Origin of the sequence: Blautia argi (genome assembly GCF_003287895.1) — a bacterium.
GTDB lineage: Bacteria > Bacillota > Clostridia > Lachnospirales > Lachnospiraceae > Blautia > Blautia argi.
Map to the genome: position 1 here is coordinate 119,378 of NZ_CP030280.1, position 24,339 is coordinate 143,716.

Below are 24,339 nucleotides of genomic sequence, written 5' to 3' on the forward strand. Positions count from 1 at the left end.
ATGGAAACGAAAGAATATGAAAGACCGGATTCGCAGCAGCTTCTTCTGAGACTTCAGCTGGAAGAAGAGGAAAAACTGAAAAAGACAAAGGGAAAGCTGAAGATCTTTTTGGGATATGCGGCAGGATCTGGGAAAACGTATGCGATGCTGACGGCAGCACATGAAGCCAAGAAGCATAAGATTGATGTAGTGGCTGGATACATAGAACCACATGACAGGCCTGATACGCAGGCTCTTGTGGAAGGCTTGGAAACGATAGCACCGATGGAGGTTGTGTATAAAGGGGTAAAACTTCGGGAATTTAATTTGGATGCAGCATTGAAACGAAATCCAAGATTGATCTTAGTAGATGAACTGGCTCATACCAATGTTAAAGGATGTCGGAATGAAAAAAGATACCAGGACGTAAAAGAGCTTTTACGTGCTGGTATTGACGTATATACAACGATGAATGTTCAGCATTTAGAGAGCTTGAATGATATTGTAGGCAGTATTACACACGTCAATGTGCGTGAAAGGGTGCCGGACAAAGTGTTTGATCATGCGGATCAAGTAGAGGTTATTGATATTGAACCGGAAGAATTGATCGAACGTATGAAAGAAGGGAAAATCTATGCACCGTCACAGGCGGAACGTGCCCTTGGGAATTTCTTTCGGAGGGAGAAGCTGGTTGCCTTGCGAGAAATTACACTGCGAAGAACTGCTGACCGAGTCAATCATATCGCGGAAGAAGAACGCTATGCGATGGGGGAGATGGACTATCATACAGGAGAACATGTCTTAGTCTGTATTTCATCTTCACCGTCTAATACAAAAGTAATTCGGACAGCTGCACGTCTTGCTTATGCATTCCATGCTCAATTTACCGGGATTTATGTAGAAACTTCTCAAATGCAGGAAGCCGATGAAAAAACAAAATCTACGGTAAAAGACCACATGGATTTAGCAAGGGCATTGGGAGCAGATATTGTGACCGTTTATGGAAATGATATTGTGGATCAGGTTGTTGAATATGCCATTGTGGGGAATATATCAAAGATTGTTATGGGGCGCAGTAGAAAACAATGGATTTTCAGGAGAGACCGTCTGGAAGTTCTAGAGCAGTTGACCTATCGTGCTCCCAATATTGATGTGTATATTATCCCGGATATGGAAAATACAGGGTATTTTAGAGAAGGGAAAAAGAATAGAAAAAAAAGAGAAGAATCCAGTTGGAATGTTGCGAAGGAATTGGGAAAAATCACTGCAATCATGGCACTTAGCACCTTAGTAGCATATGTGTTTCAGTGGCTGCGGCTTTCAGAGTCTAATTTGATCATGGCTTATATTGTTGGTGTATTGCTTTCTTCTTATGTGGCTGATAAAAAAATATATGCTCTGTATTCTGCCTTACTTAGTGTATTGTCTTTTAATTTCTTTTTTACAGAACCGTATTTTAGCCTGAAAGCATATGATAGAGGTTCTCCGGTAACGTTTGTTATGCTGTTTGCAGTGGGCTTTTTTTATGGCTTCTATGACCAGACAGTTAAAATCACAGACCAGGGAGAGTGCAAAGAAGGCATATCGAACGGAAATTTTGCTGGAGAACAGCAGAAAACTCAGACGTTGTAAATCGAAAGAAGAAGTCTGGAAGCAGGTAGCAACGCAGGTTGTAAAACTTTTAAATCTTTCTGTGATTATCTATCCGGTAGATGAAAAAGGAAATTTAGAAGAACCATTACTATTTCCTAAAAAAAATATGGAGTTCTCGAACTTGAAAAAAATCATAAATGTGAAAGAAAAGGCAGTAGCACAGTGGACTGTTTCTAACCGGCACAGGGCAGGTACCTGTACACACACCTTACCGGATGCGGATGCCATGTATTTGCCTATTCAATCTACAGAAGAGGTAAAGGGCGTGATGGGAATTATACTGGAAGAGAGACGTCCGGTGAAAGATTTTGAATATGGACTCTTAATTGCTATGTTGAATGAAACTGGGGTAAAACTACAGGATGCTTTTTGTAAATGATATTTGGTGTCTTACGAACCAATCTTTATGCAATCTTAATATCTGTGAGAGATATTTTTCCCTTTCTTTATGTGCAGTATTATATTATTAAGATTAAATAAAGATAATAAAGGAGTTTCTGTATTATGGGAGTGGTGTTATCGAAAAAGAAGCTGACATCGTTTCAAATTATTATTATAGGATTTTCTAGTGTGATACTTTTGGGGACATTGCTTTTAATGTTGCCTATTTCATCTAGAACAGGAGAATTTACATCTTTTGCAGATGCATTATTTACGTCAACATCGGCAGTTTGTGTAACGGGGCTGATTGTGTTTGATACGGCTACATATTGGTCACTTTTTGGTCAATTTGTGGATTATGTTATTGATTGAGATTGGCGGTATGGGAGTCATAACAGTAGCCGCATCTTTTGCTATGATCGCAGGTAGAAAAATATCTCTAATGCAGAGAAGTACCATGCAGGAAGCAATTGCAGCGCCCAAAGTAGGCGGAATCGTAAGATTAACTATTTTTGTAATAAAGGCAACGTTAATGATTGAGTTGCTTGGTGCAGTTGCCATGTCACCTGTATTTTGCAGAGATTTTGGAATTAAAGGATTATGGACGGCATTGTTCCATTCAGTTTCAGCTTTTTGTAATGCAGGTTTTGATTTAATGGGAGTGAAATCACCTTTTTCCTCTTTGACATTCTATGCGGACGAACCACTGATAAATTTTCCGATTATGTTGTTGATTATAATAGGTGGAATTGGGTTTTTAACGTGGGATGATATTCGTGCAAATCGTTTCCACATACATAAATATCGGATGCAAAGTAAAGTGATCATCAGTACCACAGCAATTTTAATTTTAATTCCGGCATTGTATTTTTACTTTTTTGAGTTTTCAGATCTTGGACTGAAAGAACGAATTTTTTCATCGTTGTTTCAATCAGTCACTCCACGAACCGCTGGATTTAATACTGTTGATTTAACATCAATGAGTGAAGCAGGGCAATTTATAACGATTATTTTAATGCTAATTGGTGGTAGTCCGGGCTCAACAGCAGGAGGTATGAAAACAACAACAATTGCCGTATTATTTGCAATTGCAATTGCAACTTTCCGGCGAAGAGAGGATGCCAATTTCTTTGGACGTAGGATAAATGGAGATGTACTTAAAAATGCAGCAACTGTTTTTTTGATGTATATTACATTGAGCGGGGTTGGAGGATTGATTATTAGTATTACAGAAGATCTTCCGATTCTGACATGTTTATTTGAAGCGGCTTCTGCAGTGGGGACAGTAGGACTTTCTCTTGGAATTACACCAGGATTGGGCATGCTGTCAAGAATTATATTAATTTCACTAATGTTTATAGGGCGAGTAGGTGGATTGACCTTGATTTTTGCAGCCTTGTCAGGTACGCATCATCATGTTTCAAAATTGCCACGGGAAAAAATTACAGTAGGATAAAAGGAGAAAAACAATGAAATCAATTCTTTTAATTGGATTAGGAAGATTTGGAAGGCATATAGCAATACATCTGGATCAGTTAGGACATCAGGTAATGGCGGTAGATAGTTCGGATGAGCGTGCAGAAGCTGTGTTACCATTTGTAACAAACGCTCAGATTGGAGACAGTACTAATGGGGAATTTTTAGAATCATTGGGAGTTCGGAATTATGATGTATGTATTGTAGCAATCGGACATGACTTTCAAAGTTCCTTAGAAACAACATCATTATTGAAAGAAATGGGTGCAAAGCTAGTTGTTTCTAGAGCAACGACAGATGTACAGGAAAAATTTTTATTACGCAATGGCGCAGATGAAGTAATCTATCCGGAAAAACAATTGGCTAAGTGGGTAGCCATTCGATATAGTACAGATCATGTTTTAGATTATATAGAATTGGATTCAGACCATACAATGTTTGAAATTCAAGTTCCAGATGATTGGGTGGGGAAATCTATTGGAACGCTTGATATTCGAAAGAAACATAAGGTTAATGTAATTGGCATTAAAGAAGGGGGGAAAGTGAGACTTACAATTTCTCCGGATACAGTGTTGGAAGCTGGAGAAACAATGCTTGTGTTTGGAAATAATAAGGACTTACAAAAATGTTTTCACATATAATTAAAATGAGGTGAACTTATGACGGACTTCCTATTGGCAGTAGTAATCATAATATTTGGTGTGTTAGGATTCTTTTTAATGAAAAGAATTGATCGATTTTTAGAAAGTAGTAGAAAAGAGCAGGTGAAATTGTTGGAATCATCGGAACATTATTTGAGAATAGGAACATCAAATCCTTATGTGATTGACTGTTGTTCAGAAGCGTTTTTGGCGCATAAATTAGATTTGTTGCTTTTATCGGAAAATAGTGTTGTGAAGATGGATGGTTGCTGCTTAAAAGAAATAGAATTACCTTGCACTTCTACCATGATGTCAGGGAGTAGTTTAACTGTTGAGTTGGTTGGAGAAAAGCAGAGCAAATTGACAGCCTTCTGGAAGCAAGACAATAAGAGTCAGCTGATTACTGAATTCTTGAAATATTCAGATGAAATCTCACATTATATCTAAATAAAAAATATAGAGAAAAAGTATATCATGGATAAAGAAGAAGCAGCTTATAGAGAGGAGTATGATAGATGGCTGTAAAAGAACAAGGGCCGGATAGACTTCTGCAAGAGTTTCACGATGATATACATAGAAAAAATCAGGGAAAAGTAAAAATTTTTCTAGGGTACGCAGAAGGGACTGGAAAAACTTATGCGATGCTTCAAGCTGCACATCAGGCTAAAGAACACGGTGTGGATGTGGTTGCAGGTTATATTGAAGCACATAATTCTTCGCAGACAGAAGCTCTGCTTGAAGGATTGGAGAAAATAAAACCTAAGCAGGTATCTTTTGGAGATAAAATTGGTTTCGAATTTGATATTGATGCTGCATTAAAGAGAAAGCCTGGTTTAATTTTGCTTGATGAATATGCTCATACGAACATTGGAAACAGTCGTCATTTTAAGCGTTATCAAGATGTTCAAGAATTATTAAATGCGGGCATCAATGTTTATACAACAGTAAACATTCAGCATATTGAAAGTTTAAATGATGTAGTGGCTGCAATCACAGGAGTATTGGTAAAAGAGCGTATTCCTGATTCCGTATTTGATAAAGCAGATCAGGTAGAACTGGTTGATATAGAACCAATAGAATTATTAGAGCGAATGTCAGGAAAGACGGTTTCTTCAGATAATCGGAATAATAATGAGTTTTTTACTTTGGAGAAATTAACTGCATTACGTGAAATCGCATTGCAAAGATGCGCAGATCGAGTGAATTTGCTTACAGAAAATGCAAGGCTACAAAGCAAAAGTGATTACCATACGGATGAACATATCTTGGTGTGTCTTTCCGCTTCACCGTCCAATGCGAAGATCATTCGAACAGCAGCGAGAATGGCACAGGCGTTTCATGGGACGTTTACCGCACTTTTTGTTGAAACGCCAGATACGAACTTTATGGCAGAGCAGGATAAAGTCCAGTTACAGAAAAATATCCGATTGGCACAGCAGTTAGGTGCATCTGTTGAAACAAGCCATGGGGATGAAGTGCCTGCTCAGATTATTGAATTTGCAAGACTTTCGGGTGTTTCTCAAATTGTGATAGGGCGTAGTACTGTTGGTAAAAAAAGATTTTTTGATAAACCGACACTAACGGAAAAATTGATAAAAAGTGCTCCGAATTTGGAAATCCATGTGATTCCGGATACAAGCACAGGTGATAGTTACCAGGAGAAAAAAAGAAGGATTAAGCTTGATATGATGCCGATAAGTGACATCATAAAAAGTATTGCTGTGTTAATAATATCAACCATAATAGGGCTGGGATTTGCTACATTAGGTGTTACCGAGACTAATATTGTAGCGGTGTATATTTTGGGGGTTCTAGTGATTTCAGTTATCACTACAAATCGGTTATGTGGATTTTTGGCTTCGGCTGTATGCGTTTTAGTCTTTAATTTTTACTTTACAACGCCTCGTTTGACATTTATGTTTGATGATTCGAATTATATTGTGACATTTTTGATCATGTTCATAGTGAGCCTTTTGGCGGGAACACTTGCAGCAAGACTAAAGAGAAGCGCAAAACAGGCAGCACTTGCAGCATATAGAACAAAAATCCTGTTTGAGACAAATCAATTGTTACAAAAAGAAAATGATGAAGAAGCGGTTGTTCACGCAATGGCAGAACAGCTTATGAAATTGCTGAAGAAAGATTTAGTCGTATATTTGTCGGATGGAAATACCCTTAAAGAACCTACTGTGTTTCGAGTGGATGGAAGTAAAAAGAACGATTTAATAACGGAAGATGAAAAAGCAGTAGCAATCTGGGCTATGGAGAATAATAAGCATGCAGGAGCTACTACAGATACTTTGTCTAATGCAAAATGCTTATATTTAGCAATCAGAGTAAATCACCATGTTTATGGAGTAGTAGGAATTGCTATGGGTGGGTATCCACTTGATGCTTTTGAGAACAGTGTTCTTTTGTCAATTCTTGCGGAATGTGCATTAGCTCTGGAAAATATAAAAAATGCAAGAGAAAAAGAAGAAGCAGCGGTGTTGGCTAAAAATGAGCAGTTAAGAGCAAATTTATTACGAGCAATATCTCATGATTTACGAACGCCCCTTACATCGATTTCTGGAAGTGCCGGAAATCTGATGGCAAACTATGCGAAAATGGATGATGAGATGCGTAGACAAACATTTGCGGATATTTATGATGACTCTATGTGGCTGATTAATCTTGTGGAAAATTTATTGGCAGTTACCAGGATAGAAGGAGGAAAGGTCAATTTAAATCAGACAATAGAATTGATGGATGAAGTAATCGCAGAAGCATTGAAACATATTAATAGAAAAGGAAAAGAATATAGTATAAAAGTTGATAGTTCAGAAGAATTGATTCTTGCTAAGATAGATGTGAAATTAGTGGTGCAAGTAATTATTAATCTTGTGGATAATGCGATAAAATACACACCAAGCGGTTCTATGATCCATATACATACTAAAAAACAAGGTAAGTGGGTAGTAGTTTCTATTTCAGATAATGGACCTGGTATTCCAGATGAGCAAAAAACCAAAATATTTGATATGTTTTATAGTGGTGCAAATAAAGTCGCAGATAGCAGAAGAAGTCTTGGACTTGGATTGTCTCTCTGTAAATCAATCGTAACAGCACATGGGGGAATGATTTCAGTATCTGATAATCAGCCTAAAGGTACAATATTTACATTTACATTACCAATCGGGGAGGTAAAATTATATGAATAAACCATTGATTTTAGTTGTGGAAGATGACACATCAATCCGTAATCTTATTACAACAACTTTGAAGACGAATGATTATCGTCATGTAGTTGCAATGAATGGGAAAATGGCTCTTATGGAAGCAACATCTCATAGACCGGATATTGTTCTTTTGGATTTGGGATTGCCGGATATGGATGGGATCGAAGTGATAAAAAATATTCGTTCATGGTCTAATATGCCTATCATTGTTATCAGTGCGAGAAGTGAGGATAATGATAAAATAGAGGCACTGGATGCTGGTGCTGATGACTATTTGACAAAGCCGTTTTCTGTTGAAGAATTGCTTGCGCGTATTCGAGTAACGCAGCGCAGAATATCTTTAATGACTGCGGAAATGATGGTAGCAAATTCTGAGTTTGTGAATGGTAAATTAAGGATCGATTATTCTGCTGGATGTGCATTTCTTGATGATAAAGAATTGCATTTGACACCGATTGAATATAAGTTGCTGTGTTTACTTTCTAAAAATGTGGGGAAGGTTCTGACTTATACTTTTATTATGGAGAACATTTGGGGAAGAAATTGGGATACGGATATTGCTTCTCTGCGTGTGTTTATGGCAACATTACGAAAAAAATTAGAACCGACAAAGGATTCACCACAGTATATTCAAACGCATATTGGTGTGGGATACCGAATGATAAGAGTGGAATAAAAATATTACTGTGGTGAAATGATAAATGTTAAATTTGGTATGGCGGACAGGAATGATTTCCTGCCTTTTGTAATAAAAAAGTTAGAATTCTGGAGCTAGTTCATGCATCCAGAAAGAAGCTGATTCATATTCTCTGGGTTCTGATAGTATTGGAACCATGAGAATATCCAGTGGTACGCCAAGTTCTTTTGCCATATTAGCCAGAATTTCATCACGAGGTTTTCTTGCATCTGCTTCATATTGTGCAATTCTGACATCCGCAGAATCTTCCGGAAAGCCAAGTGCAATACCTAGTTCTTTTTGTGTAAGATGATTTTTCTGTCTCAAATGTTTTAATTTTCTTCCAAATGTAATCATCGTAGTAATTCCTTTCTGTAAGTTATTTTGAGTGTGCGAGGTGTCGAATCATAAATTATTCGGCACCTCTGGTTTTATAGGGAGGCTTATTCTCCGCTGCTTCCGAAAGCACCGGTATTTCTTGCTTCTCCGAGATCCAGAACAAAGTCAGCGATTAGAACAGGAGTGATAACCAGTTGCCCTACGCGGGTATCTTTGCGGAGTATTTGGGATTCTGAACTAACATTGCTGATGATGGCATGAATTTCTCCACGATATCCGGAATCAATAGGCGGAAGTTCACAGACCAAACCTTTTGCGGCCATGCTGCTTCTTGGAAAAACATAACCGGCATATCCATCCGGAATCATGAGACCAAATCCTAAGGGGATTCTTGCAATCTCTCCCGGCTTTAATGTGCAGTCATAAGGCATATATACATCAGCCCCGGCATCGTTTTCATGAGGTCGGAAGGGATAATGATCTTTTTCTAACCCAAAGTCGATCAATTTAATCTTCATAAACAGCTTTCCTCCCTTCTACGAGCAGAGGATAATCTGCTCTCATTATTTCCAATGGAGTCCACTCTTTTGGGATGGAAATTCCACAGGACATAGAACCTTCTTCACAACATCCCCTCTGGCAGAAAGGACCGGTCAGCTTAGGTGAAAATAACACCGGATCAAATTCGTATAGTTTCTGCCAGATGTCCAACATTACAATTCTTGTTTCATCGGTATTTCTTCTGCAGATCCGCTGACCGATCATATGCTTCCACTCATAAGGTGTAGCGCAGATAATCAGAATATTTCTCAAAGCATGGGGGAGGGCATATCTGGCAGAATCATGATGAAATCCAACGGAACACAACTCCTGATAACATCGGAGATCCGATAGGCAGCTTTTCAGATAGAGATCAATGTATCTCTGCTCTGAAAAAAGGATTTCATATGGGATTGCAAATGCAGCTTTTTCTGAATAGTTGCTATATTGCAGAGATGCACTCATGAATTTTACTTCATTTTGATGACGGGTGATCTGTGCAAGAAAACGTCTGCTTGCACCTACAATTGCAACCGTAATCACCGTAAATTTCTGTACGGTTGGGTGGGGAAGACTGGCAATCCGGTCTACAGTTTTATCCGTGAAAGATTTCTGATAAAGCGCCATAAGATCATCCATGTTTTGAATGGAATGCCCCTGTTGGGTAAGCCTTGCTGCGAATACCATGTTTTGAGCCGCTTCCTGAATGGTATAACTATTTAAAATCTTTGTCTCAATGTGATCCATAGGCTTGTTCCTCCTTTATCAATGCTTTCAGCAGAATGAGATAGTTGATGCAGTCGGTAATCTTCTCATCCCATTGTTCTAAGTCAAATTGGAGCAGCGAAGAGTAACACATATCATAGAGAGATACGACATGCTTCGACATCATTCCGGCCAGAGCAGCCTTAGGTGTGCATCCCTGTAATGAGGCAGCAATTTTAAATGCACTCAGGCGATCAATGCGGTCTCCGGTGTATTCTTTTTTCTTGTGTACCAGTACATCGGCACATTTTCGATATTGTTGTTCAAGGACAACATTAAATTCATTTTGTGTCATATTGTAATTCCTCCTTCGTAAAATGATTTATAATTCGGGTTCCCGTGTCTTTTGTTTTTTGGGAACCTGGTTGTGGAGAATTGCTTCCACATTTTTGTCTACGGTTCTTAAATCTTGTGTCAGATCCTTTAGAGATCGGATGGATGATTTTTGCTGATCGATCTGTTCCTGCAAGCTGGCTTTTTGTTCCTTCAATGTTTTGATAGGAAGCATCTTTCCATCTGGATAAAAAGATTTCAGCCAGTCACGGGCTTCTTCATATGCTTGAATTTCAGCGGTGTGTTCCTTTCGGAATCTGCCTTTGTTTTTCGCTTTTAAAAATTCGGTATAGATTGCTTTCTGTGCAAAATATTGTCCGGTGTAATGGATCTGCCGGTTGATGCTTTTCAAATCTGCATTCATTTCCATAAGCTGATCTGTTGCCTGATCTAACTGTTTTTGAGATTCGGAAAAGGCATTTTTTAATTCGGTTTGGGTATTGTACCCATGTTCTTGCACATAGATAATGGTATTTGCCATTTCCTGAAGATTGGATATTTTTACCCGATGAGCATATCCGGGACTTTGCATTGCTTTCACATTTTTCTGAAGATCTACTACCAACCGTAAATGCGATCTGACATAAAGAATGGTTATCGGACCTTTTCGTAAGAAGAGCTGTTCTAAATGTTCTTTGCCGTATTGAGTTCCCAAAGCCTTCTCTGTAATCCGTTTGTCCCGATCCGGATGGAGATAACGATATCTTCCTCTTTCCTCAATGACGGAAATCTGATATTTTTCAAAAAGAAGAGATTGAAATTCCTGAAAGCTTTTAGAATGCGAACTGCATTCTTCGATGGCATTTCGGAGTTCCTGCTTCTGTGTCTGAAACATTGTGGCATTTGGTTTCAATCCATCTGCAATGATTTTTTTGTTTGTCTCTTCTAATTTTTTCTGCCCGGATTTTTGCGCCATATATTCAGCCTGTGTGATTTTTGTTTCAGCCGGAGAGAGAAGATCAACCTGATGAAGTTCCTCCTGGATGCACATATCCATAATTTCCTTTTTGAAATAATTCAGGAATTTATTTGTGGATCGGTGCTTATATCCGGCAATTTCTTCATGGGGCTTATCCATGTAACTCTGCCTTCTGACAGCTTCCTTACGGACGCTGTTGATCACAATGTGCGTATGGATATTGCCAGAACCATTGTGACCATCGGTATGTGTCACGATAAGAGCCTGGTATCCGGGAAATATTTTTTTTGCAAGGTTTAAACATAATTCCTGTGCCTTTTCCCCGGTTAGTCCACATTCTGATCTATCATCCGGATCAAAACTGATGATATAATGGTGACTTTTGATTTCAGATGATTTTTTGTTTTTATGAAATTTTGTATTTGTTAGACTACACTCCTTGTCAAAAGACATTGGATCACAGTTGAGACCATCCATGTAGAATTCATCTCTTAAAAGGCTTCGCCCCATTTCATCTTTTATCTTTTTTCCAGTGCTCTCATCATGTTGGAAAAGCAGATAATCAATGGCATTTGAATAGTTGGCATTTCTACTTTTGATGTGCTTTAGTATCGCCATGAAAATCACCTGCCATTTCTAATACTTTTTTTCGTAAGAAGAAGAGGTCGGAGATACATTGATGGATTTCATTTTCCATAGCCTGGGAATGAGTTCCACCGGTATTAAAATACTTGGCGATCTGGTTCAGATTGGAACCGATTTTGCCGTATTGCCCGACCAACTCCCGAAGCAATTTGATATCTGCAACAATTTCTACATTGTTATAAATCTTCTTTTCAGTTAGAAGCCTCCGTAAATATTCAGAACGGGTTGTGCCTAAAGAAGCACAGGCCTGATCTAATATTGCTAGCTCCGTATCAGACAGCCGGACAGCAATAAAATTAGGATGTGATAATTCCGTTTGCTTTCTTCTTTTCATGTTCCTTCTTCCATGCAGTCTTCCCATCATGCAGTGATGCCACTAATTAAGATATCGGCTGTCCCTTCCGATATAGAAATTAGTGATGCGTACACCTTTTGGTGGAAGCCAGTAGACGCAAAAGGTGCCTAAATCTTCGAGGGTATGGGGAAACGAAATCTCCATCAAGATGAAATCCCGTAAGGTTAACGGAGGCAGAAATGCCATAACGTTAAACACGGGTGGATCTTGCTCTTGAAAGATTAACCCTCTCATATAACGAAAGGCTCAGGGCAGAAAATACAGGGTGAGATAGAAAAAAAGTAAAAAAACTGCTATACTACAATTCAGAACAAAGCAAAAAAAACGATTTTGAGAATAGAGGTATGAAGAAAATGGTAAAACCAATTATGAAAGATATATTTTTTCTGGGACAAAAATCTGAACCGGCAACAAAAGCCGATCTTCAAGTTGGAAAAGATTTAATGGATACGTTAGCTGCGAACCGTGAGGGATGTGTTGGAATGGCAGCGAATATGATCGGTGTGAAAAAAAGTGTCATTATTGTAAATATGGGATTCGTAGATGTGGTAATGTTTAATCCTGTATTGGTAAGAAAAGAATCACCTTATGAAACTGAAGAAGGATGCTTATCTCTTACAGGAGTGCGTAAGACAACGAGATATCAGATGATAGAAGTTGAATATCTGGATATGAATTGGAAGAAACAGAAATTGAAACTTGACGGTTGGACCGCACAGATTTGTCAGCATGAGCTGGATCATTTGGAGGGCATACTGATTTAAGCCGAGAGAAATTTACAGGAGTGATACTTTATGGGAACGGAAAGAACAGATGAATTATATAAGGTTTTACTTACCAAAGGATATCCGAAAGAACTTTGTGCAGAAATAGCCTATAAGAATCTGAATACAGATTATACAGCGACCAGGATGTTGGGATACTTGTATCGTTACACAGAGCCTAGACTGGAAGATGTGATAGATGAAATGATTGCAATCCTAAGTGACCGGGAAGAAATCATAAAGAAAAAAGAAATGGAGCAGGCGCAGGCTGTTATAAATGAGATTTATAGAAATGGATTATAAATTTTTTTATTAGTCACCCTGTAAAAATCCTCTTTTTCCTTTCGTTATATAGAAGGATCTTTTCCTTCCTATATGAAAGAAGAAAGAGGGTTTTTTATATGTCAGAAAAAAGATGTTATACCGTAAAAGAGATTCAGGAGATTTTAGATGTAAGCCGCCCGACGGTCTATGCATTATTAAAGGCAATCAAATGGGAGATGATAGAAAAAAATCCTTGTACCTATGCAACGGTGCCGAAACATAAATCGCAGAAACGGGAAATCTGGACAGCAGAAACTTTAATGTATGCAATGGATGTCTGTGAAGATGAACGGTTGAAGCTGGCAATTAATCTGTCATTTTCCTGTTCCCTACGATTAGGGGAATTGCTTGGTTTGACCTGGGACTGTGTAGATATTTCTCCGGAAGCAATCGAAGAGAATCGAGCTTATGTTTATATCAATAAGGAAACACAACGGGTAACAAAGGAAACTCTGAAAAATCTGGAAGGGAAAGATGTGTTGCTGGTTTTTCCTTCGCAGCATAAAACCAACAAAACTGTTCAGATTTTGAAAACACCAAAGACAGAGAGCAGTATCCGTAAGGTATTTCTTCCAAAGAGTGTTGCAAATATGTTGGTTGAATGGAAAGCGGAGCAGGACGAAGTAAAAGAAGTCTTAGGCGAGGAATATATAGATTATAATCTGGTGATGGCAACGACATTTGGAAATCCCATTGGTACCGGAGCAATCCGGGGACAATTAAATAAACTGATCGAAGAATATAATCTTCCGCCGGTTGTCTTTCATAGTTTGAGACATAGCAGCGTGACATATAAATTAAAACTGAATGGCGGAGATATCAAAGCGGTTCAAGGGGATTCCGGGCATTCACAAGTGGATATGGTAACAGATGTGTATTCCCATATTATTGATGAGGATCGAAGACGAAACGCAGAATTATTTGAGGAAGCCTTCTATGAAAAGAAAAATCTGGATCCAAAGATGCGAGATGAAACAGCAACTCAGACAGTAGATGTACCAGAAGATGTAGATGCAGAGCTTCTTGCAAAAGTATTGGCAAATCCGGAAATGAAAGCATTGCTGGCATCACTGGCGAAGGCAATGAAGTAATGAAAAATAGTGAAAAAATAGTGAAATTTTAGTGGGAAAATTCGATGTGCAGAATTTTCAACAAGTCAAAAACACAAAATAGAATTCAAAGAAACGAATAAAAAATTCGGAAACAGAGAAAAATATTGAAGAAACTGATGCTTTGTGGTATCGTTATAGCATAACATATAGTGTGGAATGATGGTTGTAAGGAGAAGAATAAAGATGAGAAGGCCGATTGTTCGTTTGTCATCGTTGCAGTTGACAAATATTAAAAATGTAAAAAAAGGCACTATATATATGCCGAATACTGTAAACAAAATTTTATCAGCAGATAAAGCAGAAATACTTGGGATTTACGGACAAAATGGTTCAGGAAAAACAGCAATTGTGGATGCCTTGTATTTTTTACAAAAAGTAATGATAGGGGTCGATCTGGATCAGTCATTAGAAGATTACATGGACATGGATTCCGATATTGCTGAAATTTTTGCAGATTTCAATATTTTTATGGACGGTATTGTGTTTGAAATAGGATACAGATTAAGTCTTAGCAGAGAAGAAAAAGAAGTTATTATCAGTCGGGAAACATTGAGCGCTGCAAAGAATGAAAATGGAATCAGAACAAATAAGACTGTATTTATGGATTACCAAAGAGATCAAGCGAATGTCATTTTTAAACCACAAAAAAGACTGGATGAAATACTGGAAGAAAATAAAGAAATAAAAACAGATTTGATTGTAGCGCGTAAAATGGCAGAAAAAAGTAATTGCTCTTATATTTTTGGTGAAAGCAGTCGGGAAATATTCTGCAGAGAATATAAAAATGGATTTCAACAATTTTCGGTTATTATTTCTTCTTTGTTTGAATTTGCTTTGAAAGATTTATTTGTGATTCGGAATACCCATTCAGGAGTGATTTCCGCTAATTTTGTCTTGCCGATGGCATTTCGGATTGAAAATGATAACATGGGGGCAAAAGGGGATTTTACGGTATCTTTGACAGAACCGATCTTGGTGGACGAGGAAAGGAAAAATCTGTTAGAGACAATTGTTGAACAGATTAATATTGTGTTATACACAATCATTCCGGGATTGCAGGTAACGATTAAAAATTACGGGAAACAGTCATTGGATAATGGAGAAGAAGGATGGAAGCTGGAACTAATGTCAAAGAGAGAGAGCATGCAAGAGATTCCGATTAGAATGGAGTCGGAAGGAATTATTAAAATCATTTCCATTCTGAATGCACTTATACAGGCATTTGGAAATCCTTCGATTTGCCTTGTGATTGACGAGCTTGATTCTGGAATTTTTGAATATATGTTGGGAGAGCTGCTTGATATTTTCAAAAAGAGTGCAAAAGGACAATTGATCTTCACTTCACATAATCTTCGGGCACTTGAAATGATTGATAAGGAAAGCATTATGTTCTCTACTACGAATCCAAATAATCGTTATATCCATATGAAGAACGTAAGGGAAAGCAACAACCTTCGCAATATGTATATCAGAAGCATTACATTGGGCGGTCAATCAGAACAAATTTATGAAGAAACCGATAGTTTGAAAATTGCCAGAGCATTTAGAAAAGCAGGGCGGGGTGTTCGCGGTGAATGAGAAAAAAGTAATTGCAGTTATTGTAGAAGGACCGAGTGATGAAGCTGCATTGGGTTCCATTTTAAAAGAATATTTTTCAAGTGCAGAAATTCAGTTTGTGGTAGTTCATGGAGATATCACGACAAAGGATTATACATCAACTGATAATATACTTTCCAAGATTAACAACTTAATTGAATCAGTAAAACAAAAATACGGGTATAAAAGAGAGGACTTTTTAAAAATCATACACATTGTTGATATGGATGGAGCCTTTTGTGATGATGCGATTGTGGAAAAAGATGTTGAGGGAGTCAGATATTATCTGAATCGTATAGAGACGAAATATCCGGATTATTTAATCCGAAAGCATACTCAAAAAGCAGAAATATTATCAAAATTATATTCTTCCGGGAAAATCAATGGTGTCAGTTATAGAATCTATTTTAATTCCTGTAATTTGGAGCATGTTCTTTTTAATGAATTGAAAGATTTTACAGATGATGAAAAGGCAGATATGGCTGATGATTTTGCAGAAAAGTATGAAGGAAAAGTAGAGGATTTTGTTGAATTTATTTCTCAAGATGATTTAATTGCTCCGGGTACTTTTAAACAGACCTGGCAATTTATTGAAAAGGAAAAACATTCATTAGAAAGATTCACGAATATGCATTTGATTTTTAAGTGATAAATTACTAATCTAGCACAACGAGTTAATTTAGGTTTATATATTTGAAACAGCAGTTTTTATCCAACTATTGAAAGTTTCATCCAGAATGGGGTGTAATATGGACGAAAGAATAAAGGAATGGATGATAACCCTTATGAAAGAACTGGTACCGATTGCCGGAGAATTTGTCTAACGGAGAAAATTATTATGTTAAAAATATATTTAGGGAATATGGAGAAAGCGATTTATCATCCTCCGACTTATTTCGATAATCGATATGAGGATGAATGGATTACAAACGAATTATCAATCAGAATGATTAAAGCTGTAGATAAGTCAGATGTGATAAGTTCTCATCTGATACAAAGCCCGGTATTAGGACCGATTTCCATAAAAGAACTGTCAGGTTCTGTAAAGACATTGATGCTGATGGCATTTGACTAATCTGGAAAAGTGTTTAATGCGTCTGTATGTGGAGATGATTGTGCAAAATGGATTCTATCTATAGCAAAGACAAAAGATTTAACAATAAATTTGAGACATATTATGCATTTTGGAGATGAGGATTTTGAAATAGAAATTCTCAATACAGGTGATATTATTCATAATATGTTGGAATATGTTGATATTGCTGGAGAGTATGTTTAAATCAAGTAAATGCCTGAAAAACACTAAATACACTAAATACACTTATATTTTTGGATGCCAATATGTTTAATATACCACAGGGATTATTATGGAATGGGTTTAGTGACAGATATCTTAGTGAGGAAAGAAATCGGCGGTCATAAAAATTTTTTCAAGAGTACTTGAAAAAAGATTGATATCTGATAGAATGTAATTAGAGATATATGCAATATTCTTACGATATTGCATATACTAGATTAGAATGATGTAATCATTTCGGAGAGCTCCTGCCGTTTAAGTGGAGGGTTTAACAACCGGAGAGTTCCTGCCGTTTAAGTGGAAGGTTTAACAACCGGAGAGCTCCTGCCGTTTAAGTGGAGAGTTTAACAACAAGAGGCATCCACGGATGCTTCTTTTTTTTAGAAAGGACAAATTAATTATGCGATTATATAGCATTTCAGATGAATACATTAACTATATTAGGAAGAAATTTCCAAGAGTATATTCAAATAAGGAAGATACACGTATACATACAAGAAAGTATTTGGGGGCTGTTATTGAGATAGAAACACATAAATATTACATACCGCTATCTTCTCCGAAGGACAAGCATGATTATATCATGGTGGGTGGAAAGAAAACTATTCGAAAAGATTCTCTTATTGTTATGAGAATAGTAGCAGGTACTGGGGAGAAAAAGGAATTGAAGGGTACATTACAGATTGGAACGATGATACCAGTTCCAGACGAAGCACTTGAACTCTACGATGTGGGAAATGAACCAGATAAGGCATACAAGGATCTTATCAACGAAGAGATCATTTATATTCGTAAAAATGAGAAGAAGATAATAAAGAATGCGAAAGTACTTTATAGTAAAAGAAAATCGGGTGATGAAAATAGGGTGGTACAGAGTTGCCTTGATTTTGTAGCATTAGAAAAAGAATGTGATAATTGGAAAAGTAGTTCGTATGGAGGTTGATTATGAGCGAAATATTATTGTATCATGGGAGCAAAGTTGAAGTTGGAACATGTTGATAGTGCAGGAGAGTATGTTTAGATCAGGAAAATACCTGAAAAGTCTTAATGAAAATCACAATATACGTAAAAAAGGAAGGGATTTTTATGCTGAATATTTATTATGGTGATATGGAAAGAAGCTGTATATAATACATCGGCTTATTTCAAATATGATTATGAAGACAGTTGGATCGTAGATCCTTTTGTGAAAGAAATGATTCAGGATGTAGATAAGTCAACAGTTTTGGATAGTGGAGTAATAGATAGTCCGGTTTTAGGCAAGATTCCGCCAACCGGTTTATCCGGAGGAGTAAAAACGTTAATCCTTTTTAAGTTTAATAAGGATAAAATTTTCAACGTATCAACCTGTGGAGATAACTGTGCGAAATGGCTGCTTAAAATTGCAGAATCGGAAGACAGGATTGTAAATCTGAGGCATCTGATGGATTTCGGTAAGGAACCTTTTGAGATTCGTATTTTGAATACTAATGAAATTGTTCATTCTATGAAAGAACTGGTACCGATTGCAGGAGAATTTGTCTAATGGAGGGGTGGTACGATGAGAGGGAAACATAGAGTTATTGTATCAACAAAACGCTTAAAATATGATTTTGAAATTCGGAGAAATTTGACGATCATTCGCGGGGACAGCGCTACGGGGAAAACTACTCTTGTAGATATGATTCAGGAATATGTGAACAATCCAACAGGCAGTCCGGTAGATTTGACATGCGATAAGAAATGTTATGTGCTGGAAGGTGCTTTGTGGAAAGGACAACTGGCGGAGATTACGGACAGTATTGTATTTATTGATGAGGGAAATGATTTTATCAAGACTGAGGAGTTTGCCAGAGAAATTCAGAAAACAGATAATTATTATGTGATTGTAACGAGAGAATCCTTGCCAGCTTTACCATATAGTGTGGAAGAAATTTATGGGATCCGGACATCCGGGAAGTATGGAACATTGAAGCAGAGTTACCATGAATTTTATCGAATATATGGTACACTTACCCGTGAGAAAGACATAAAGCCGGAATTGATAATTACCGAAGACAGTAATTCGGGATACCAGTTTTTCGATTATGTGTGTCGGGAAAATCATTTACGATGTGAAACTATGAATGGAAAATCCAATGTATTCCATTACTTGAGAGAGCATAAGAATGAAAAAATACTTGTCATTGCGGATGGTGCTGCTTTTGGATCAGAAATTGACCGGGTATTGAGGTTGATAGAAGGATACGAAAATGTGGCATTGTATTTACCGGAGTCTTTTGAGTGGCTGATTTTATCTGCCGGAATTTTGAAAAATAATCATGTACTTGAAATATTGGATGCTCCATATGATTATGTAGATAGTGAAGCTTTTTTCAGTTGGGAAAGATTCTTTACAGCAGTTTTGATTGATGAAACGAAAGATACATATCTTGCATATATGAAAAAGAGATTAAATCCGGCATATCTACAGGATGTGATTAAGGAGACAATCCTTGAGAAAATAGAAAAAATTAGTCTGACATGGAAAAAATAAAAAAGACTACAGTTATAAGTTAGTAGTCAAAACACCGTAGACAAGCAGTCTAAAGTACGGTATTATATGTATAGAAATCAATTCAATTTCATATTGTTTATCATTCTCGAATGCTTGAATGATGGTAGCCATATTTTTCATAATGGTGGTGACACGAAGGTATTCCCCAAGTATTAGCTGATGCAAATATTCTGCTAATAAACAGGTCTTATCTAAGGCATATATGTGGGGTACAGAGATTGACTTGATTTGACTCGGAAGTAGAAAAAAGACTTGACTTTAAAGGATTTATAATGATAGTTCTTGTCCGGAATTGACACCACCTATTTGCACTCCTAAGCGTGGGGTCGGAGGTTCAAATCCTCTCTGGGACGCCAGAAACAACGCTGTAAGCCTTTGTTTTCAAGGGTTTACAGCTTTTTTTGTTTAGTTGTACTCTTTAGACAAAACCATCTTCCTTTTATTGGAGGTTAATGTATGTTTATGAGTTGGAACTTATATTTTGCTAATTGGAAACGAACAGAAACGATGTCCTTGCTAATAAAAATAGCTTCCTTGCTAATTGGAGATTTCAGACCGTTTTTTCTCCTGCAATCAGCGCTGCCAGAGTTTGTGCCAGTTCGGGAGATTTTTGAAGCTGGTCAATCAGGGCTGCCAGATCTAATGTTGCTGCCTGGGACTGTTCCTGCGGAGGTTGCACATTTCTTAAATCTCTGTTGACAGCATAAAAAGCGTTCTCGAATTTTTGAGCATTTACCTTTCGATCTTCATCAAGGATATGTGCATATACCTTTGTAATCATATCAATTTCCGCATGTCCTGTATCGCCCTGGGTGGCCTTCAAATCGCCGTGGTTGAGTTTCAGCTTGTAAGTCGTACTGGAATGCCTCAAAGAGTGGAATACAACGTTTGGGAGCCCTGCTTTCTGTTTCAACAGTGAAAACTCTTTCTCAATAATCCGATTCTCACAAGGTCTGCCATTTGGCAGTGCTACCACTAAATCGAAGTCCTGATATTCATCACCAAGAAAACTTTTTAATTCTTCCTGTGATTTTTTCCATTCCCGAAGAATATAGGCAACTGTCTTAGGCAGCCAGACCTTACGGATGCTGGAATCTGTCTTTGGTTTTTTCAGGATTATCCGGGTGCTGGTATTCGGCATTAACGGAGTAAAGATATGGTAAATGTCTTTTTCTCCTAACGTCTCAATCGCCTGTTTGGACGCTCGTGCCAGTTCTGCTTCTATGTAGATATAAGCATTATCAGTTGCTATGTTTTCATCCTCAATATGAACATTTTTCCAGGTTAGTCCAAGAATCTCCCCCATGCGCAAAGAACACGCAAAAGCAAGGTTCATGGCAATATACAGTTTATTGTCGGTACACTGATCCAGAGCAAGACGAATCGTTTCAGCATCCCAAATGTCGCGCTTTTTATATTCGGTTTTTGGAAGGACCACATTGTCGAAAGGATTTTTTCCAATCAATTCCCAACGAACAGCTTGCTTAAAAGCACACCGGAGAAGTTTGATGATCTTCTCAATGTTCTGATTGGAAACAAACTCTGTTTTCGGTTTTCGGTTCCTCTTACAAACAGGAGGGGTCTTTTGAAGAGTCTGAATGTATTTGTCTACCACACGGGGAGTAATTGCCTGAACCTCCATATCGCCGATAATCGGATTGATATAGTTGGCAATCAGGGCTGTTTGACTGTCATACATAGACACGCCCCATTTTTTCTCCCCATACGTGGAAACAAAATCATACAGAAAATCTGAAACTTTCTGATTATTCGGAGGAAGGAATGTACCATTGTTCTGTTGGTTTTCAACCTCCGCTTTCCGTTTCAGCGCTTCTTTATGGGTATGCCAGGTTTCCCATTTCTGTTTTGTTTCTCCATTTTCATCAATATAGTTATAAACAACGGAATAAGATTTTTTACGTTTGATAATAGATGCCATATTCGATCTTCCTTTCTAAGTTAGAACGCCTGTGCGTCTAACCATTCGTCAAATGATTTTTTGGAAATTCGTATGGCATTACCAACCCGTACAATTTTGAAATGTCCCTCTTTTACAAGACTGTAAGCAGATGTACGACCAATGTTTAACATAACGGCAATATCTTCTACTTTGTAAGTTCGTTGTTCAGGAACATTTTTAGGTGCACTGTTCATTGTCTGACTCATTTTGCCTCCTTTCTGCAACCGACAAAGACAATGTACCGGGAGAGTAAAATGCTTTATAGCGGTATGTACGAATCCGGTAGGCTTCTTCCAACAACATATATTCCCGAAGCAACAAAGCAACTTCATCCGGCACCTCAACGATCATGTCCTGTGTATAATACGGGTAATAATCCCGAAGATTGATTTTCTTCATAGTAATTTCCTCCAATTTCGATGTTTGAGTTAATGGCAAAAATCGAAACCAAAAACGCCGCAATCCATACGAACTGGACTACGACGTATAGGTGACTGAATGTAAAGCAGTTTATCTGCGAATCTGTGTTGCATAGACGCATAGGCATTTCCTCCCATCAAGGAGGAACCTGAATCGGCTGCTTGATACCTCCTTGGGAGAAAATTATATCGGTTATGTTTCCTGTATCAGTCCGCAGACATTCGCTTTTTACTCTTTATATTCGCAATTTTCTACATATTCTGCTCTTAGAATATATACCACGGAATCAACCCGTTTGTCCTTCATCAGCCGGCACAAAAGAGCAAGCTGCGTTTTCTTATCCTTTGGAACTTCATATTTCCAGTTTTCCGGTAGGATCGGAAAATCCTCATACCGCCATTTGGTGTACTTTTCTTTGTAAGCCTCCGGCTGTGCCAGTTCCAAAAGATGTCCCACGCACCAGCTCACCAGATAGCCGGAACCTTCGAGATAACCATCTTTTCTTTTTGTTGCGCCTAATACTGCTGCCAGTGACATAGCAACAGAGGGCTTTTCTGCAATCACAAGTTTCATATTTTTGTAACCTCCATTTCTTACAAACTTACTTCACTGCGGTTGGGTTGCTTCGGTATTGTTTGATCTGCCTGCTGAAGCTGTGCTTTTTTATCCGAGAGCCGTCCTAAAACGCTTTTTTCCTGTCCACGTTGCAGCAGCTTTGTCTCACGGTCATAATACTGGACCTTATCCGAAAGGCGGTCCTCCGGGGCTACCTGGGTAGCATTGACCTCCCGTACCATAGCTTCCAATTCGGAAAGCTGCATGGAACCATTATCCGGCAAAATCAGCAGCTCATGGATCGATGACGGAAGGACATAAAAATTGATGCCAAGCAATTCAGCGACTTTTTCCAGAACGCCTTCCTGTACTGACACAGACGCACCGTTTAATTTTTCCTGATTTGTCAGGATATAAATGGGTACAAACCCTATATCCAGCGGTTCCTCCTGGTTAAAGAGGTTTTCAGGTTTTACAGAGAAGATACTTTCTGCCATGACTTCTTCCATGTCATAAAGGCAGACAGGACTTCTGGCATTTGCGGTCTGCATGGGATCTTTATGGAGCTGTTCTTTTGTGATCCCCCACATCTGCATCATGCTTTCGGTAACAGCAACAGAAGCAGTTCCTTCCTCATCTGCCGCAACCTGAATCCTGTAATAAGCCGCCAGCTCCCCGCAGGAAGTATAAGGCTTTCCTTTCAGATATTCCTGATTTGTTTCTGGATCGCACATCTGTACCGCCAGCATAGGCCGGACCGCCTCATAGTTTTCCAGCATAGAGATGTCCAGCGGAACCCGGTTGTAATTTTCCAATTGGATCTGTGCGATCTGTTTCATGGCAGTATCTAAAGGCATCCCGCGTTCTACCTGCTCGGCGAGTGCTTCCAAATAGATTGTTGGTGCAGCCCGTTCTCCGGGTAAAAGGATCGTCAGTCCGGTCAGCATCCGGTCGTTGCTTTTTGTTACTTCATTGATGGAAATTACTGCGTTCTGGTATTCCATAGGCAGGTATTCCTTAATATGGCTTTTTACATATTCTACAAAATTCTGATTCAATCGTTGTCCTCCTTTTTGTCCGTCAGATCTGCGTTGTGTTTGGTTTCGGAATGTTCTGTATTCTCTTTTCCGACCTGCATAATACACATCAGCATAACGCCGGAAGCCATTCCTCCGGCAAAAGTAAGGAAATGTGAAATCAGGTTCCACATAAGCATTCCTCCTAAAAATGGGTAAAGAAAAACGCCCACTTCAAAGTGAGCGCATCAACAGGTATCTATTTTGTTTTTGGTTTCAAGTAATCCGGCAGGACGATCTCTCCAACCGGGATTTCCCGCAGTTCCTTCTTCATCCAGTGGCTGAAGCGGATCGTCTTTGCCGTACCGCCGGTTTCCCGCCCATCATATACAGCGATCACTCGGTCGGAGTGCTCTACCATATAGCGGTTTCTGTGGGAGTAGACGCTTGGGAGATATTTTTCCTGTATAACAACAACATCCGCACAAGCTTCCAGCAGTTCACGGGTTCTCGTTTTCTTATTCAGGCTGTCCAGACGTTTGCGGTAAGGGATCACTGCGATCAGTTCCAGCACCGGATTAGTCTGCTTTCTTTCCAATACCAGCTCTGCAAAATACTGATCCACGCCATCTGCAAAGCCACTCATAAAACAGGTAAATCCATCTGTAACGGCAGCATCAATCTCATGTTCCAAAGCGGCTTTTATTTTGTTGATCTCATTCTGCGGTAAATCCCTGTGTCCGGTAACACAGCAGGTCTTTCCTTTCATCGGTCATCCCTCCATCTGATAGGTAAAATTCTTCACTTTTCACATAGTAATAGATTTTATTTAGCAAGTC

25 protein-coding genes and 4 pseudogenes are annotated in these 24,339 nt (G+C 38.3%); 16 read left to right on the forward strand and 13 right to left on the reverse strand.

Annotation, left to right across the window (positions count from 1 at the left end):
- The 7 genes and pseudogenes from DQQ01_RS00655 to DQQ01_RS00680 all read left to right on the forward strand — a co-directional run bounded on the left by DQQ01_RS00655 (position 1) and on the right by DQQ01_RS00680 (position 8,024).
- Positions 1 to 1,611 (forward strand): DUF4118 domain-containing protein, encoded by a 1,611-nt coding sequence (locus DQQ01_RS00655; RefSeq protein WP_242980459.1) that lies wholly within the window; start codon positions 1 to 3, stop codon positions 1,609 to 1,611.
- Positions 1,514 to 2,011, forward strand: coding sequence for a GAF domain-containing protein (locus DQQ01_RS18325; protein ID WP_408607854.1), 498 nt, complete (start codon positions 1,514 to 1,516; stop codon positions 2,009 to 2,011). The genes DQQ01_RS00655 and DQQ01_RS18325 overlap by 98 nt, the downstream gene beginning before the upstream one ends.
- Before the next feature lie 125 nt (positions 2,012 to 2,136).
- Positions 2,137 to 3,469, forward strand: a pseudogene (locus DQQ01_RS00660) (TrkH family potassium uptake protein).
- Between the two features lie 13 nt (positions 3,470 to 3,482).
- Positions 3,483 to 4,130, forward strand: a complete 648-nt coding sequence (locus DQQ01_RS00665; RefSeq protein WP_111917769.1) for a potassium channel family protein — start codon at positions 3,483 to 3,485, stop codon at positions 4,128 to 4,130.
- 78 nt (positions 4,131 to 4,208) lie between these two features.
- Positions 4,209 to 4,577: a hypothetical protein gene (locus DQQ01_RS00670; protein ID WP_242980461.1), complete on the forward strand. Its 369-nt coding sequence runs from the start codon at positions 4,209 to 4,211 to the stop codon at positions 4,575 to 4,577.
- Between the two features lie 68 nt (positions 4,578 to 4,645).
- A complete protein-coding gene (locus DQQ01_RS00675) occupies positions 4,646 to 7,330 on the forward strand; it encodes an ATP-binding protein (RefSeq protein ID WP_111917771.1) in 2,685 nt (894 codons plus the stop codon).
- Entirely contained in the window at positions 7,323 to 8,024 is a 702-nt protein-coding gene (locus DQQ01_RS00680) for a response regulator (RefSeq protein WP_111917772.1), read from the forward strand. Before DQQ01_RS00675 ends, DQQ01_RS00680 begins: the two co-directional genes overlap by 8 nt.
- Positions 8,025 to 8,105: 81 nt before the next feature.
- Here the strand turns inward: DQQ01_RS00680 and DQQ01_RS00685 are convergent, their stop codons facing one another.
- From DQQ01_RS00685 to DQQ01_RS00710, 6 genes are all read right to left on the reverse strand, one after another.
- Complete coding sequence (locus tag DQQ01_RS00685) at positions 8,106 to 8,381, reverse strand: helix-turn-helix domain-containing protein (protein WP_111917773.1); 276 nt, start codon at positions 8,379 to 8,381, stop codon at positions 8,106 to 8,108.
- A gap of 86 nt (positions 8,382 to 8,467) precedes the next feature.
- The gene (locus tag DQQ01_RS00690; protein ID WP_111917774.1) at positions 8,468 to 8,881 is read right to left on the reverse strand and encodes a dUTP diphosphatase; all 414 of its coding nucleotides are present in this window, start codon (positions 8,879 to 8,881) and stop codon (positions 8,468 to 8,470) included.
- Positions 8,871 to 9,650, reverse strand: coding sequence for an FAD-dependent thymidylate synthase (locus DQQ01_RS00695; protein ID WP_111917775.1), 780 nt, complete (start codon positions 9,648 to 9,650; stop codon positions 8,871 to 8,873). Before DQQ01_RS00695 ends, DQQ01_RS00690 begins: the two co-directional genes overlap by 11 nt.
- Positions 9,637 to 9,963, reverse strand: a complete 327-nt coding sequence (locus DQQ01_RS00700; protein WP_111917776.1) for a hypothetical protein — start codon at positions 9,961 to 9,963, stop codon at positions 9,637 to 9,639. Before DQQ01_RS00700 ends, DQQ01_RS00695 begins: the two co-directional genes overlap by 14 nt.
- 27 nt (positions 9,964 to 9,990) lie before the next feature.
- Positions 9,991 to 11,538 (reverse strand): relaxase/mobilization nuclease domain-containing protein, encoded by a 1,548-nt coding sequence (locus DQQ01_RS00705; protein WP_111917777.1) that lies wholly within the window; start codon positions 11,536 to 11,538, stop codon positions 9,991 to 9,993.
- Complete coding sequence (locus tag DQQ01_RS00710; RefSeq protein WP_111917778.1) at positions 11,510 to 11,899, reverse strand: plasmid mobilization protein; 390 nt, start codon at positions 11,897 to 11,899, stop codon at positions 11,510 to 11,512. The genes DQQ01_RS00705 and DQQ01_RS00710 overlap by 29 nt, the downstream gene beginning before the upstream one ends.
- Before the next feature lie 374 nt (positions 11,900 to 12,273).
- Between DQQ01_RS00710 and DQQ01_RS00715 the strand changes: the two genes are divergently transcribed.
- The 9 genes and pseudogenes from DQQ01_RS00715 to DQQ01_RS00760 all read left to right on the forward strand — a co-directional run bounded on the left by DQQ01_RS00715 (position 12,274) and on the right by DQQ01_RS00760 (position 19,528).
- Positions 12,274 to 12,684 (forward strand): peptide deformylase, encoded by a 411-nt coding sequence (locus DQQ01_RS00715; protein WP_009247020.1) that lies wholly within the window; start codon positions 12,274 to 12,276, stop codon positions 12,682 to 12,684.
- 30 nt (positions 12,685 to 12,714) lie between these two features.
- Entirely contained in the window at positions 12,715 to 12,987 is a 273-nt protein-coding gene (locus DQQ01_RS00720) for a hypothetical protein (RefSeq protein ID WP_072447333.1), read from the forward strand.
- Positions 12,988 to 13,085: 98 nt separating this feature from the next.
- Complete coding sequence (locus tag DQQ01_RS00725; RefSeq protein WP_242980462.1) at positions 13,086 to 14,099, forward strand: tyrosine-type recombinase/integrase; 1,014 nt, start codon at positions 13,086 to 13,088, stop codon at positions 14,097 to 14,099.
- A gap of 204 nt (positions 14,100 to 14,303) precedes the next feature.
- Positions 14,304 to 15,698, forward strand: a complete 1,395-nt coding sequence (locus DQQ01_RS00730; RefSeq protein ID WP_111917779.1) for an AAA family ATPase — start codon at positions 14,304 to 14,306, stop codon at positions 15,696 to 15,698.
- Entirely contained in the window at positions 15,691 to 16,365 is a 675-nt protein-coding gene (locus tag DQQ01_RS00735; protein WP_330407578.1) for a hypothetical protein, read from the forward strand. The genes DQQ01_RS00730 and DQQ01_RS00735 overlap by 8 nt, the downstream gene beginning before the upstream one ends.
- Before the next feature lie 189 nt (positions 16,366 to 16,554).
- Positions 16,555 to 16,995, forward strand: a pseudogene (locus tag DQQ01_RS16170) (DUF4869 domain-containing protein).
- Between the two features lie 418 nt (positions 16,996 to 17,413).
- Positions 17,414 to 17,956: a type III toxin-antitoxin system ToxN/AbiQ family toxin gene (locus DQQ01_RS00750; protein ID WP_111920784.1), complete on the forward strand. Its 543-nt coding sequence runs from the start codon at positions 17,414 to 17,416 to the stop codon at positions 17,954 to 17,956.
- A gap of 143 nt (positions 17,957 to 18,099) precedes the next feature.
- Positions 18,100 to 18,538: pseudogene (locus tag DQQ01_RS00755) on the forward strand (DUF4869 domain-containing protein).
- Between the two features lie 15 nt (positions 18,539 to 18,553).
- Positions 18,554 to 19,528 (forward strand): translation initiation factor 2, encoded by a 975-nt coding sequence (locus tag DQQ01_RS00760; RefSeq protein WP_111917783.1) that lies wholly within the window; start codon positions 18,554 to 18,556, stop codon positions 19,526 to 19,528.
- 571 nt (positions 19,529 to 20,099) lie between these two features.
- Here the strand turns inward: DQQ01_RS00760 and DQQ01_RS00765 are convergent.
- From DQQ01_RS00765 to DQQ01_RS00795, 7 genes and pseudogenes are all read right to left on the reverse strand, one after another.
- Positions 20,100 to 21,488 carry a site-specific integrase gene (locus DQQ01_RS00765; RefSeq protein WP_199797974.1) on the reverse strand — a complete coding sequence of 463 codons (1,389 nt, stop codon included), beginning with the start codon at positions 21,486 to 21,488 and terminating at the stop codon, positions 20,100 to 20,102.
- A gap of 20 nt (positions 21,489 to 21,508) precedes the next feature.
- Positions 21,509 to 21,715, reverse strand: coding sequence for a helix-turn-helix domain-containing protein (locus DQQ01_RS00770; protein ID WP_108980170.1), 207 nt, complete (start codon positions 21,713 to 21,715; stop codon positions 21,509 to 21,511).
- A complete protein-coding gene (locus tag DQQ01_RS00775; protein WP_330407580.1) occupies positions 21,687 to 21,908 on the reverse strand; it encodes a hypothetical protein in 222 nt (73 codons plus the stop codon). Before DQQ01_RS00775 ends, DQQ01_RS00770 begins: the two co-directional genes overlap by 29 nt.
- Positions 21,909 to 22,205: 297 nt before the next feature.
- Positions 22,206 to 22,502: pseudogene (locus tag DQQ01_RS00780) on the reverse strand (toprim domain-containing protein); the annotation flags it as partial.
- Between the two features lie 20 nt (positions 22,503 to 22,522).
- Positions 22,523 to 23,542 carry a DUF5688 family protein gene (locus DQQ01_RS00785; protein ID WP_111917784.1) on the reverse strand — a complete coding sequence of 340 codons (1,020 nt, stop codon included), beginning with the start codon at positions 23,540 to 23,542 and terminating at the stop codon, positions 22,523 to 22,525.
- Positions 23,539 to 23,694: a DUF3789 domain-containing protein gene (locus DQQ01_RS16175; protein WP_242980463.1), complete on the reverse strand. Its 156-nt coding sequence runs from the start codon at positions 23,692 to 23,694 to the stop codon at positions 23,539 to 23,541. The genes DQQ01_RS00785 and DQQ01_RS16175 overlap by 4 nt, the downstream gene beginning before the upstream one ends.
- A gap of 65 nt (positions 23,695 to 23,759) precedes the next feature.
- Positions 23,760 to 24,269 carry an SLOG family protein gene (locus tag DQQ01_RS00795; RefSeq protein ID WP_111917785.1) on the reverse strand — a complete coding sequence of 170 codons (510 nt, stop codon included), beginning with the start codon at positions 24,267 to 24,269 and terminating at the stop codon, positions 23,760 to 23,762.
- Positions 24,270 to 24,339: the final 70 nt, after the last annotated feature.